We start from the raw sequence: 12,988 nt of genomic DNA on the forward strand, positions 1-12,988 counted from the left end.
GAAGGCGCTCAGTAGCCCCGGCTGCGATCCACCAGATATTGCAGAGGCTCGCCGCGTTCGAAGCGGGCGATCTGCTCTTCGATATGGCGCATCAGCGAATGCTCCTCGGAGACCGCCGCATCATGCGGAGTGATGACGACATTCTCCAGACCCCAGAGCGGGTCGTCCATCGGCAGCGGCTCGACATCGAAGACATCGAGCGATGCGCCACCAAGGACGCCGGTTTCGATCGCCGAGACGATATCGGCCTGAACCTGGCTCTTGCCGCGTCCGGCGTTGATGAACACCGGCTTGCCCAGGGCGCCGCCGCGACGAAGCCTGGAAAAGAGCGAGCCGTTGTAAAGCCCCGTCGTTTCCGGCGTCAGCGGCAGCAGGCCGACGAGAATATCGGTCCGCGCGAGAAAGGCATCAAGCTCGCTGGCGTCGAAAGTTTCCATGCCGTCGATGTGCTTCTTCTGCCGCGACCAGCCAATGACATTGAAGCCCATGACCTTGAGTTTGGCGGCGGCATCGAGGCCGAGAATGCCGAGTCCCATGACCCCGACCGTGACTTCGCGTGCCTCGGGCGCCGGAAGATGACCCCAGACGCGCTTGCGCTGGTGCCTGAAGTGACCGAAGACGTCGCGCAGATGCATGAGGCATTGCAGCACAACCCATTCCGTCATGCGCACCGTCAAGCTGCGGTCGACGAAGCGGACGATGGGAATGTCGGGAAGACCGGGGATATTCAACATCGAATCGACGCCGGCGCCGCCGGAAAAGATGACCTTGAGGTTGGGCGCGCGCTGAAAGAGATCGGCCTCCGGCTTCCACAGAAGGGCATAGTCGACCTGGCTCAGATCCGCGCCTTTGTTGGCGGGATCGGCGAGATTGATACTGCCGCGATCGGCAAAAGCGGTTTTTAGGGCCGCGGCGATGGCTTCAGGCGTGAATTTGAGATCGACGAGAACGGGGCTTTTGACGGGCATGGCGATTGTCTTTATTGCTGAACGGCGGCAGTGGGGACCGCCTCGATGTTGAAGGCGGCGGCGAGAAGCGCCTTGGTGTAATCCTCTTTCGGCGCACGGAAAATCTCCGCCGACGAGCCCTGCTCCACGACCTTGCCGAAGCGCATGACGATCAGGTCGTTCGCAAGTGCCTTCACCACCTTCAGATCATGACTGATGAAGAGATAGGCAAGGTCATGGCGCCGCTGCAGATCGCGCAGCAGATCGACCACCTGCGCCTGCACGCTCATGTCGAGCGCCGAGGTCGGCTCGTCCAGCATGACGAAACGCGGCTTCAGCACCATGGCGCGGGCAATGGCGATACGCTGGCGCTGGCCGCCCGAGAATTCATGCGGGAAGCGCCAGCGGGTCGAGGGATCGAGACCCACCTCCTCCAGCGCCCAGCAGACGCGCTGATCGCGCTCTTCCGCCGATAGAGATTGCTCATGCACCTTCAGCCCCTCGGCAATGATTTCGCCGACCGACATACGCGGGCTCAGCGATCCATAGGGATCCTGAAAAACGACCTGAAGCTGGTTGCGCAGCGGCCGCATCTCTCTGAAGGAATAGTCCGCAATGTCCTTGCCGACAAAGCTGATGCGGCCTCTGGAGGAGATCAGCCGGGCAAGCGCCAAGCCGAGCGTCGTCTTGCCGGAGCCGGATTCGCCGACGACGCCGAGCGTCTGGCCGGCCCTCAGCCTCAGATCGATGCCGTCGACCGCCTTCACATGGTCGACCACCTTGCGCATCAGCCCTGCCTTGATCGGGAACCAGACCTTGATGTCGGAGCCTTCCATGACGACGGGCTTGCTGGTGTCGCCCACCGGCGGCTCGCCGCGCGGTTCGGCAGCCAGCAGGTGCCGGGTATAGTCATGCTGCGGATGGGTGAAGACCTCCTCCACCGTGCCGGTCTCGACGATATGGCCCTTGGTCATGACGCAGACGCGATCGGCAAATTTGCGGACGATGCCGAGATCGTGGGTGATGAACAGCATCGACATGCCATGCGCGCCCTTGAGGTCCCGCAGCAATTGGAGGATCTGCGCCTGCACGGTGACGTCAAGCGCCGTCGTCGGCTCGTCGGCGATCAGAAGCTCCGGCCGGTTGGCGAGCGCCATGGCAATCATCACGCGCTGGCGCTGGCCTCCGGACAGCTCATGCGGATAGGCCTTGAGGCGTTTTTCCGGCTCGCGGATGCCGACCTGGTTGAGGAGATCCAGTGTGCGGGCGCGGGCCGGCTGGCCGACCATGCCCTGGTGCAGCGCGAGGATTTCGCCGATCTGCTTTTCGATCGTATGGAGCGGATTGAGCGAGGTCATCGGCTCCTGGAAGATCATGGTGATGTCGTTGCCGCGGACGGCACGCAGCTCATTATCGGACGCTTTCAGCAGGTCCTTGCCCTTGAACAGGATTTCACCCGAGGGATGGCTGGCAGACGGATAAGGTAGCAGCTTCAGGATCGAGTTGGCCGACACCGATTTGCCGGACCCGGATTCGCCGACCAGCGCCAAGACTTCGCCCTTGGCGATATCGAAGGAGATACCATCGACCGCAGTCGAGGTTCGCCCGCCCTGGTGAAAGGCGACGGATAGATTGCGGACGGAGAGCAATGGGGTTGAGTTTCCGCTCATCGAAACGTCTTCCTCGGATCGAATGCATCGCGCACGGCCTCGCCGATGAAGATCAGAAGCGACAGCATGATCGACATGGTGAAGAAGGCGGAAAGGCCAAGCCAGGGGGCTTGCAGGTTGGATTTGCCCTGAGCGATCATCTCGCCGAGCGAAGGCGAGCCGGGGGGCATGCCGAAGCCTAAGAAATCCAGCGAGGTCAGCGTCGTGATCGAGCCCGAGAGAATGAAGGGCACGAAGGTCAGGGTCGCGACCATGGCGTTCGGCAGCAGGTGGCGGTACATGATGGTGACGTTGTTGACGCCGAGCGCTCGCGCGGCGCGCACATATTCGAAATTGCGCGCCCGCAGGAATTCGGCGCGCACGACGCCGACGAGGCCCACCCAGGAAAATAGCAGCAGGATGCCGAGAAGGATGAAGAAGCCGGGCGGCAGGACCGAGGCGATGATCAGCAGAATGTAGAGCACCGGCATCGAGGACCATATTTCGATGAAGCGCTGCAGCAGAAGGTCGGTCCAGCCGCCGAAATAGCCTTGGATGGCACCGGCGGCAACGCCGACGACCGCCGAGCAGATGGTGAGCGCCAGGCCGAACAGCACCGAGATGCGGAAGCCGTAGATCATGCGTGCCAGCACATCGCGCGCCTGGTCGTCCGTGCCGAGCCAGTTGAGATTGCTCAAAGTGCAATTCGGATCGTCAACACCCTTTTCATAGCCGGAGCATCGCTGTTCCCTGCTCATCAGCCAGAAGGGCGGGGTCGGCGCCGACATTCCCTTCGGAAGGTTGGAGTTCGCCGTTTGGTAGGAATAGTGGATCGGCGGCCAGATCATCCAGCCATTGGCGTTGATCTCCTGCCTGATATCCTCTGCGCGATAATCGGTCTGTGCCAGGAAGCCGCCGAACTTGTCCTCGGGGTAATCGACGAAGACCGGCGTCAGGATCTCGCCCTTATAGGAGATGAGGATCGGCCGGTCGTTGGCGATGAACTCCGCTCCGAGACTGAGAACGAACAGGATCAGGAATAGCCAGAGAGACCAGTAGCCGCGGCGGTTCGCCTTGAAATTCTGCCAGCGGCGAATGTTGGTCGGCGAAAAGAGGCCCTTGCGCGGCGGCTTTACCGCTGCCGGGGCTGCCGATTTGGTCGTAGCGTCCATCAGACGTCCCTCCGCTCGAAATCGATGCGCGGGTCGATCCAGGTATAAATCAGGTCCGAGATCAGGCCGACGAACAAGCCAAGCAGCGAGAAGATGTAGAGCGTTGCGAACACGATCGGATAATCACGCTGGACGACGGAGAGATAGCTGAGGCGGCCGAGGCCGTCGAGCGAGAAGATGTTCTCGATCAGCAGCGAACCGGTGAAGAAGGCGGAGATGAAGGCACCGGGGAAACCGGCGATGACGATGAGCATGGCATTGCGGAAGACGTGGCCATAAAGCACGCGCCGTTCGCTAAGGCCCTTGGCGCGGGCCGTGATGACATATTGCTTCTTGATCTCTTCGATGAAGGAATTCTTGGTCAGAAGCGTCGTCGTGGCGAAGGCGGCGAGCGACAGCGAGATCAGCGGCAGCACGAGATGCCAGAGATAATCGATGATCTTCTGCCACCATGTAAGATCGGCGAAATTGTCGGAGACGAGGCCGCGCAACGGAAACCAATCGAAGAAGGAACCGCCGGCAAATAACACGATGAGCATGATGCCGAAGAGGAAGCTCGGAACGGCATAGCCGATGATGATGACCCCGGATGTCCAGACATCGAAGGTCGATCCATCCTGGATCGCCTTGCGGATGCCGAGCGGGATGGAGATGGCGTAGGAGAAGATCAGGATCCAGATGCCGAGCGAGATCGACACGGGCAGTTTCTGCCCGATGAGGTCGATCACCGTGGTATTGCGGAAAAAGCTTTCGCCGAAATTGAAGCGGATATAGTTCCACATCATCTGGCCGAAGCGCTCAAGCGGCGGCTTGTCGAAGCCGAACTGCTTGTCGAGCTTGGCGATCAGCTCCGGATCAAGACCCTGGGCGCCGCGGTATTTCGAATTGCTGTCATCGACGCTCTGCTGGCCGAGCACATCGGTGCCGCCGGAAAGACGACCATTGGCGTTGTCGGCCTGGCCGGTCAATTGCGCGATCACCTGCTCGACGGGACCGCCGGGCGCGAACTGCACGATGGTAAAGGAGATCGCCATGATGCCGATGATGGTCGGGATCATCAGCAGCAGACGTCTGAGGATATAGGCGCCCATCAGCTCGTCACTCCCGTTCCAGGGAAACCGCCACATGCGGGGCGCATCCGTCCGTCGTTCAAATCGTTTCTTCCCTTCCGCCGCATCAGGATTGCCGAATCGGCACCGGCCATTTGGAGCCAGCGCCGCCGTCATTGCAAGAGCCGCTCACTTCGCGGCGTCTTTCGACCACCAGACCTCGGGAAAGCCGATGGAGTAATAGGGCAGCTCCGGCAAATGGGCGAATTTGTCCCAATAAGCTATCCTGGTCGTCGTGCCGTAGAAGGTCGGCACGACGTAGTGATGGGCGAGCAGCACGCGGTCGAGCGCCCTGGTCGTCGCTTCCTTTTCCGACACGTCCTTTGCGAAGATCACCTTCTGGATAAGAGCATCGATGCCCGGGTCGGCAATGCCCGCATAGTTGCGCGAGCCCTGGCGGCTGGCGGAAGCGGAGCCCCAGAAATCGGCCTGCTCATTGCCGGGGTTCAACGTCTCGGCCCAGACGACCCAGATCATGTCATAGTCGAAGCTGCGGACGCGGTTGATATATTGCGAGGGATCGACGGTCCTGACGCTGGCATCGATACCGATCTTGCGCAGATTCTGCACATAGGGCAGCACCGACCGCTCCAGCGAGGGATTGTTCAGCAGAAGCTCCAGCGAAAACGGCTTTCCGGTCTGCTCGTTCACCATCCGGTTGCTCTTGAGGACCCAGCCCGCTTCCTTGAACAAGGCCACCGCTTTGCGAAGATTATCGCGCGCCTTCTGCGAATCGCCGCCGACGGGATTGGCGTAGGGGGTGGTGAAGACCTCTGCAGGCACCTTGTCCCTGACACTGTTCAAGACATCGAATTCCGCGCCTTGCGGCAGGCCGGAAGAGGAGTATGTGGTGCCGAAGAAGAAAGTATTGACGCGCGTCAGCTTGCCGAAGGACAGGGTGCGGTTCAGCTCCTCGAAATCGTAGGCGTAGTTCAACGCCTCGCGGACACGCTGGTCCTTGAATTGCTCGCGCCGCATATTGGGAACGAGCGCTTGCATGATGCCGACCGAGCGCAGCGTGTTGGGCAATTCCTCGCGCTTGATGCGGCCGTCCTTGGCGGCGGGAAAATCGTAGCCGGTCACCCAATGACTAGTGGAATTGTCCTGCCAGTAATCGATCGTACCGCCGCGAAACGCCTCGAAGGCGACGTCGTAATCGGAAAAATAGAGATAGTTTATCGCGCGGAAATTGTTCTCGCCGACATTCACCGGCAGGGTCTTGCCCCAATAATCGTCGCGCAGCTCATAGCGGATCGAGGCTCCCGGCTGGACGGATGCGATCCTGTAGGGGCCGGACCCCATGACCGGCTCCAGGGTCGTGCGGGAAATATCGCGCGGCTTGCCGTCCGGTCCGGTGCCTTCCCACCAATGTTTCGGCACAATGGTCAACTGGCCCAGGATCGAAGGCAACTCGCGATTGCCCTTCTCGTCGAAACGGAAGGTGACGTCGCGCTCGCCGGTCTTTTCGGCGCCCGCGACATGCCCGTAGTAGCTCGTCGCCATCGGATTGAGTTCTTTGGCTTTCTCGAAGCTGAAGATGACGTCCTCCGGCGTCACCGGAGTACCGTCTGCCCATTTCGCCTCGGCGCGCAGCCGGAAAGTGGCGCTCGAGACGTCGTCGGGATAGGAAACGCCCTCGGCAAGCAGGCCGTAGGAGGAATTGGCCTCGTCATCGGCCTTCTTCAGCAGCGTATCGTAGATCAGCTCCGTCCCGTCGGCGGGATTTCCCTTGAACAGCACAGTGTTGAGCGTGTCGAACGTGCCCTCGGCGGACAGCTTCAATTCGCCGCCCTTCGGTGCGTTCGGATTGACGTAGTCAAAATGCTTGAAGCCGGGCTGGTATTTCAGATCACCGAGAATGGCGGTGCCAATACGGAACTGTAGCTCGTCGGCGTTAGATGGCGCCGGCAAGATCAGCAGGCAGAAAAGAGAAGCAACCAAGCCTGCTTTCAACCGCGACAATGCCATTCATGATCCTCTGATGATTTGATGGGAATCAAGCATAGGCCAAATGAGGGCAAAAAGCAGGACGGAATTGCTCATCTTTTCGCAAACCCGCCGATTGCTGCTCTATGAAATCAGGCTTTTGCCGCAGCTTCTTCAAGGCGTTTGCGCAGCATCAGGCGCAATTCGCGCACAAGACGCCGGTCGCCGGCCGCTTCCGGCTCGTTGGCGGCGACGACGGCGATACGCAGCAGTTCGAGAACGATCGCCGCCATCAAGGCGACATCGTCCGTGACCGGCGGCTCGGCGCGCCGCAGGATGGCGGAAATCAGCTCCTTGAGCTCCGCCCGCGAACGGATCTTGCGATCCTTCGGGACGTCGCGGCGGGCGGCAAGCACCGGAAATTCCGGAAACTTCTCGATGAAGGCGCCGAGCCGGTCGAAGATGGCCTCGCCGCTATCGGCAGCCGAAAGGCCGCCGCTCTTTTCCGCGATGTCCTGAAGCACGGCTTTCAGCCGCTCCAGCCGATCGATATGCAGCGCTTCGGCAAGCAGCGGCTTGGTTGGGAAAAATTGATAGAGCGAGCCGATCGACGAATGCGCCTCGGCGGCGATCTCGGTCATCGTGGCAGCGTCATAACCCTTCTGAACGAAGATTTTTGCGGCCGCTTCCAAGAGCACGGCAACGCGATCATGGCCGCGGCGGCGCTTCGGAATACGCGTTTGCGGCTCCGCGCTTGATTTTTGCGAGGATTCCCTCATATTTGTCATTGTGAGGACACCCTCATATTTCCCCCGGAGCCCCTGATGCCTCTTTACGATCCCCAAACCACCGCACTTATCTCCATCGATCTGCAGGGCCTGCTTCTCAGCCGCCCGCTCGCACCCCACTCTGCGCAACAGATCGTCGAGAATACCGCCGCCATCGCCAAAAAATTGAAAGCAGACGGCGGAACGACAGTCTTTGTGACCGTTGGATTTTCCACGGACTATGCCGACGCTGTCAACCAGCCCGTCGATGAAAGCTTCAGCTTTCCAGAGGGAGGTTTGCCGCCGGCAGCTCTCGCTGCACCCGCCGAAATCGCTGCGCTGACATCAGACATCGCGATCGTCAAGCGCCACTGGAGCGCCTTTTACGGCACCGAACTCGATCTGCAACTGCGCCGCCGGGGCATCAAAACACTGATCCTTACCGGTGTCGCCACCAATTTCGGCGTCGAATCGACCGTTCGCGACGGCTATGCTGCCAATTATTCCATCATCGTCGCCGAGGACGCGGTGACGACCTTTTCGCAGGAAATGCAGGATTTTTCCTGCACCAAGGTGTTGCCACGGCTGTCGCGCATCCGCAAGACGGCGGAAATTCTGGCCGCTTGATCATGTACTTAGCGGTTCGGACAGGCAATTTGCGGTCGTTCATTAGGCTCGAGCGATAAAACACGGATTCACCAAAATCGCTTTTCAAGGTAGATTCGCGCGCAAATCACCTCGGCCATCGCCGGCAGCTTCTTAGGGAACCACATGATTTCTGCCCTGGTTCGGACCTTTAATCTGGTCAGCAAACTTTCTCTCGCCGCCACGATCGGCGCGGGTCTCATCAGCGGCGATGCGCTGGCGCAGCAGGCAACCCCGATGCCCGGCAGCGCCAAGGCGATTTTCGGAGCCGTGACCCTGCCGACACAGGGACTGCCGCAATCCTTTGGTTTTTATGCCAAGGGCTGCCTTTCCGGCGCCGTGGCGCTGCCGACCGACGGACCGACCTGGGAGGCGATGCGCCTGTCACGCAACCGCCGCTGGGGCCGCCCTGAAATGATTGCGCTCCTCGAGCGCCTGTCGCGCGACGCCGCCAAATATGACGGCTGGCCCGGCATCCTAGTGGGTGACATCTCGCAGCCACGCGGCGGCCCGATGTTCAACGGTCATGCCTCGCATCAGATCGGCCTCGATGCCGACGTCTGGCTGACGCCGATGCCGTCACGCACGCTGACAGCGGCCGAGCGCGAGACCCTGCCTTTCACCAGCATGCTGGCGAAGGACAAGTTTCTGACGATCAACGACAAGGTCTGGACACCGGAGCATGCCCGCCTCCTGATGCGCGCCGCCAGCTATCCGGAAGTCGAACGTATCTTCGTCAATCCGGCGATCAAGAAGAAGATGTGCGACACGTGGACCGGCGACCGCGCCAATCTCGGCAAGCTGCGCCCTGAATATGGCCACGACTCGCATTTCCATATCCGCATCCGCTGCCCCGCAGGCTCGGCCAACTGCAAGCCGCAGGCACCAGTGGCCGCTGGCGACGGCTGCGACAAGTCGCTCGCCTGGTGGTTCACACCGGCGCCCTGGGCCAAGCCGAAGCCCAGCGAGAAGCCGCCGGCAAAGCCGCGCGAAGTGATGGTTTCCGATCTGCCCAAGGCCTGCCAGGCCGTGCTGAACGCGCCTTCCGTCGCCTCCGCCCGCGCCGCCACTTTCGGCGCCAAGGCTGCCGCGGCCGGCACCCCGACCGGTGCGATGCCGGTTTCCAGCGCAGATACGGGCAGCACCCCGCCCGGCACCGTCCCGCAGCAGTAGAGCGACAGGGGTTTCTACCGGCTCGACCCGTCTTTCAAAGGCTTGTCTCTTAGTATAGAAGGCAGATAAATCGATTAAATGTCTTGGGCATCACGTCTTGGGGCACCAAGTCTTGGGCAGAGCGGGAGTTTCATGGCCGGCAAATGCATCGCGCTGATCGCGCATGATCAGAAAAAGGATGCGATGGCGGAGTTTGCCCGCCGCAACCAGGATGCGCTTACCGATTGGCATATCGTCGCCACGGGCACGACCGGCGGCCGGGTGCTCGATGCCTGCCCCGACCTGAAGGTCACCCGCCTGAAGAGCGGTCCGCTCGGCGGCGATCAGCAGATCGGCGCCATGATCGCTACCAGCGAGATCGATGTGCTCGTCTTCTTCATCGACCCGATGACCCCGATGCCGCATGATGTCGACGTGAAAGCATTGACGCGGCTTGCCGTTCTCTACGACATTCCCATGGCTCTCAACGAAGCCACCGCAGAACGACTCATTAAAACACTGAACCATTAATCCGCCTCGGCGGCAGACCACGGACCTGGCCATGCCCAAGCTTACTAATAGCGAAGCCCCCCTGCCCTTTCCCATCTTGATCGGCGATATCGGGGGAACCAACGCACGCTTTTCGATCCTCGTCGATGCCTATGCCGAGCCGAAGCATTTCCCGAATGTCCATACCGCCGATTTCAAAACGATCGACGAGGCGATCCAACAGGGCGTTCTCGACAAGACGGCGGTACAGCCGCGTGCGGCGATCCTTGCCATTGCAGCGCCGGTTCGTGGCGACGAGATCCCGCTAACCAATTGCGACTGGGTAATCCGGCCGAAGACGATGATCACCAATCTGGGCCTTGATGATGTGCTGATCATCAATGATTTCGAGGCACAGGCACTGGCGATCGCCGGTGTCTCCGAGGAGCATCGCGAGACCATCGGCGAGGCCTCTGATGGCGGGATCGCATCGCGCGCCGTGCTCGGGCCGGGCACCGGCCTCGGTGTCGCCGGCCTCGTTCATGCCCAGCATGCCTGGATTCCGGTGCCCGGCGAGGGCGGACATATCGACCTCGGGCCGCGCAGTGCACGCGATCTGCAGATCTGGCCGCATCTGGAGCCCATCGAAGGCCGCATCTCCGCCGAGCAGGTCCTTTGCGGCCGCGGCCTGCAGTACCTTTATCACGCGATCTGCAAGGCAGACGGTATCGAGCCCGTGCTGACGCAGCCGGCTGATATCACCACCCATGCGCTTGCCGGCACCAATGCTCAGGCCGAAGAGACCGTGACGCTGTTCGTCACCTATCTCGGTCGCGTCGCAGGCGATATCGCCTTGATTTTCATGGCGCGCGGCGGCGTCTACCTTTCCGGCGGGATCTCGCAAAAGATCCTGCCGGCGCTGCAGAAGCCGGAATTCCGCGCCGCTTTCGAGGACAAGGCGCCGCATTCCGCATTGCTGAAATCGATCCCGACGCATGTAGTCACCCATCCGCTCGCCGCACTCGCCGGCCTCTCGGCCTACGCCCGTATGCCGGCCAATTTCGGCCTGGCGACGGACGGCCGCCGCTGGCGGCGTTGAGTAAGTGCGCTGCAGCGAGTGGTCAGGCGCGGTCGTCGACGGGATCGCTGACGACTACGCGACGCCTTTTGGAGGAGCTGCCTTCGCTTATAATGAGCTTGGCTTTCTGGCCGCTTTAACCAGTGCAACAGGCCATATCTAGCCAAAACCGTCCCAACTCTTTATAGACCCGCGAAAGCACGTGCCATATGCGGCTCGCTTGGTTTGAGACAGGAAGCCGATTTTTGAAATCGCCCGACACCAAAAACAATAGCGTCGACAGCGAAGCCATCAGCGGCATGCTGAAGCGCATCATCGCCGAGAACGGCCGTGATCACATTTGGGGCTATGCCATCGCCATCATCTGCCTGATCCTTGTGGCGGCATCGACGGCCTATATCGCCTACATCATGAAGTTGGTCATCAACGAGGCTTTCGTCGAGCGTCGCGCCGAAGTCGTCTGGGTGATCTGCTCAAGCATTTTCGTCGCTTTCGTGGTGCGTGGTTTCGCCGGCTATTTCCAATCGGTCATTCTGTCCAAGATCGGCAATAATATCATCGCCCGCTACCAGCGCCGGCTCTATTCGCATCTGATGACATTGTCGGTCGGCTTTTTCAGCGAAGCCCGTTCCGCCCAGATCGCCGCACGGGTGAGCCAGAATGTTTCCGGCATCCGCGACGTGATGAACCTGACCATCACGTCTACGGCGCGAGACCTTCTGACCTTTATTTTCTTGCTCGGCGTCATGATCATTCAGGACCCGCTGCTGAGCCTGGCCGTCTTCGCCGTGGCGCCGCCGCTGTTCCTGGCGCTGCGCTATGTCTCCAAGCGTTTGCGTGCCGCAACGCGTGAAGCCGTCAATCTGAACAGCCACGTCCTCGGCGCAATGCAGGAGACCATCCAGGGCATTTCCATCGTCAAAGCTTTCACGATGGAAAACGAGCTGGAGCGCAAGATCAACAAGCTGATCACGGCAGCCGAACACCGGCAGAACCGCATCGCCCGCCTTTCCGAGCGCAATGGGCCGCTGACGGAAAGCTTTGCGGGCTTTGCGATCGCGAGCGTTTTTGCCTACGCCGCCTATCGTTCGATCTACTACAATGTGCAGCCGGGCGCTTTCTTCTCCTTCGCGACCTCCCTTCTCCTCGCTTACGATCCGGCCCGCCGCCTGGCGAAGCTACAGGTTCAGTTGGAGCGCGCCGTCGTCAACGCACGCATGATCTACGAATTGCTCGACATGGAGCCGCGTCAGCGCGACCTGGCCGACGCCAAGCCGCTCGCCGTCACCGAGGCTCGCATCGAGTTTCGCGACGTTCACTTCGCCTATGGCGACGAAGCCGTTCTATCCGGCGTAAGTTTCGTTGCCGAGGGCGGCGAAACGACGGCATTGGTCGGGCCTTCCGGCGCCGGCAAGTCCACCGTCATCAATCTCATTCCGCGCTTCTACGACCCCAAGGCCGGCAGCATATTCATCGACGGGCAGGACATCGCGCATGTCACGAAGCAATCGCTGCGCGAACAGCTCGCCTATGTCTCACAGCAGCCTTACCTCTTTGAAGGCACGATCCGCGACAATATCCGTTACGGCCGCCCGGAAGCTACGGATGCCGAAATCGAAGAGGGCGCAAGGCTCGCCTATGCCCATGATTTCATCCAGGCGCAACCGCAGGGCTACGATACGCCGGTCGGCGAAAACGGCGTAACGCTGTCCGGCGGTCAGCGCCAGCGCCTGTCGATCGCCCGCGCGCTGGTGCGCAACGCGCCGATCCTGCTTTTGGACGAAGCGACATCGGCGCTGGATACCGAGTCGGAAGCAGCCGTGCAGAAGGCGCTGGACGAAGCCATGAGCGGCCGCACCGTCGTCGTCATCGCCCATCGCCTCTCGACGGTCGTGCGGGCGGAAAAGATCATTGTCATGCAGAATGGGCGCGTCGTCGAAGAGGGCAACCACGAGACGCTTGCGACGGCCGACAATGGCCTTTACGCTCGCCTCAACAACCTCCAGCGGCCGGCCGTTTCCGGCACTTCCCGCAAATAAGACGATTGAGAAGAC

General features: G+C 60.9%; 11 protein-coding genes. 5 read left to right on the forward strand and 6 right to left on the reverse strand.

Going from position 1 to position 12,988, the window contains the following annotated elements; translation table 11 throughout:
• Positions 1 to 8: 8 nt before the first annotated feature.
• From K290_RS0125180 to K290_RS0125205, 6 genes are all read right to left on the reverse strand, one after another.
• A complete protein-coding gene (locus K290_RS0125180; protein ID WP_028754418.1) occupies positions 9 to 968 on the reverse strand; it encodes a 2-hydroxyacid dehydrogenase in 960 nt (319 codons plus the stop codon).
• 11 nt (positions 969 to 979) lie between these two features.
• The gene (locus K290_RS0125185) at positions 980 to 2,617 is read right to left on the reverse strand and encodes an ABC transporter ATP-binding protein (RefSeq protein WP_028754419.1); all 1,638 of its coding nucleotides are present in this window, start codon (positions 2,615 to 2,617) and stop codon (positions 980 to 982) included.
• Positions 2,614 to 3,768: an ABC transporter permease gene (locus tag K290_RS0125190; RefSeq protein ID WP_028754420.1), complete on the reverse strand. Its 1,155-nt coding sequence runs from the start codon at positions 3,766 to 3,768 to the stop codon at positions 2,614 to 2,616. Before K290_RS0125190 ends, K290_RS0125185 begins: the two co-directional genes overlap by 4 nt.
• Positions 3,768 to 4,859 (reverse strand): microcin C ABC transporter permease YejB, encoded by a 1,092-nt coding sequence (locus K290_RS0125195; protein WP_028754421.1) that lies wholly within the window; start codon positions 4,857 to 4,859, stop codon positions 3,768 to 3,770. The genes K290_RS0125190 and K290_RS0125195 overlap by 1 nt, the downstream gene beginning before the upstream one ends.
• A 147-nt stretch (positions 4,860 to 5,006) precedes the next feature.
• Positions 5,007 to 6,845: an extracellular solute-binding protein gene (locus K290_RS0125200; protein WP_028754422.1), complete on the reverse strand. Its 1,839-nt coding sequence runs from the start codon at positions 6,843 to 6,845 to the stop codon at positions 5,007 to 5,009.
• Between the two features lie 110 nt (positions 6,846 to 6,955).
• Positions 6,956 to 7,591 (reverse strand): TetR/AcrR family transcriptional regulator, encoded by a 636-nt coding sequence (locus K290_RS0125205; protein WP_028754423.1) that lies wholly within the window; start codon positions 7,589 to 7,591, stop codon positions 6,956 to 6,958.
• A gap of 36 nt (positions 7,592 to 7,627) precedes the next feature.
• On the opposite strand from K290_RS0125205, the gene K290_RS0125210 reads away from it, so the two are divergent.
• The 5 genes from K290_RS0125210 (at position 7,628) to K290_RS0125230 (ending at position 12,973) form a co-directional block, all read left to right on the forward strand.
• The gene (locus K290_RS0125210; protein WP_028754424.1) at positions 7,628 to 8,197 is read left to right on the forward strand and encodes a hydrolase; all 570 of its coding nucleotides are present in this window, start codon (positions 7,628 to 7,630) and stop codon (positions 8,195 to 8,197) included.
• Between the two features lie 144 nt (positions 8,198 to 8,341).
• Complete coding sequence (gene mepA, locus K290_RS0125215) at positions 8,342 to 9,388, forward strand: penicillin-insensitive murein endopeptidase (RefSeq protein ID WP_028754425.1); 1,047 nt, start codon at positions 8,342 to 8,344, stop codon at positions 9,386 to 9,388.
• A 132-nt stretch (positions 9,389 to 9,520) separates the two neighbouring features.
• Positions 9,521 to 9,898 carry a methylglyoxal synthase gene (locus K290_RS0125220; RefSeq protein WP_028754426.1) on the forward strand — a complete coding sequence of 126 codons (378 nt, stop codon included), beginning with the start codon at positions 9,521 to 9,523 and terminating at the stop codon, positions 9,896 to 9,898.
• A gap of 31 nt (positions 9,899 to 9,929) precedes the next feature.
• A complete protein-coding gene (locus K290_RS0125225; protein ID WP_028754427.1) occupies positions 9,930 to 10,955 on the forward strand; it encodes a glucokinase in 1,026 nt (341 codons plus the stop codon).
• Positions 10,956 to 11,233: 278 nt separating this feature from the next.
• Positions 11,234 to 12,973 (forward strand): ABC transporter ATP-binding protein, encoded by a 1,740-nt coding sequence (locus tag K290_RS0125230; protein WP_425337607.1) that lies wholly within the window; start codon positions 11,234 to 11,236, stop codon positions 12,971 to 12,973.
• Positions 12,974 to 12,988 lie beyond the last annotated feature (15 nt).

This window comes from Rhizobium leucaenae USDA 9039 (genome assembly GCF_000426285.1).
Taxonomy (GTDB): Bacteria; Pseudomonadota; Alphaproteobacteria; order Rhizobiales; family Rhizobiaceae; genus Rhizobium; species Rhizobium leucaenae.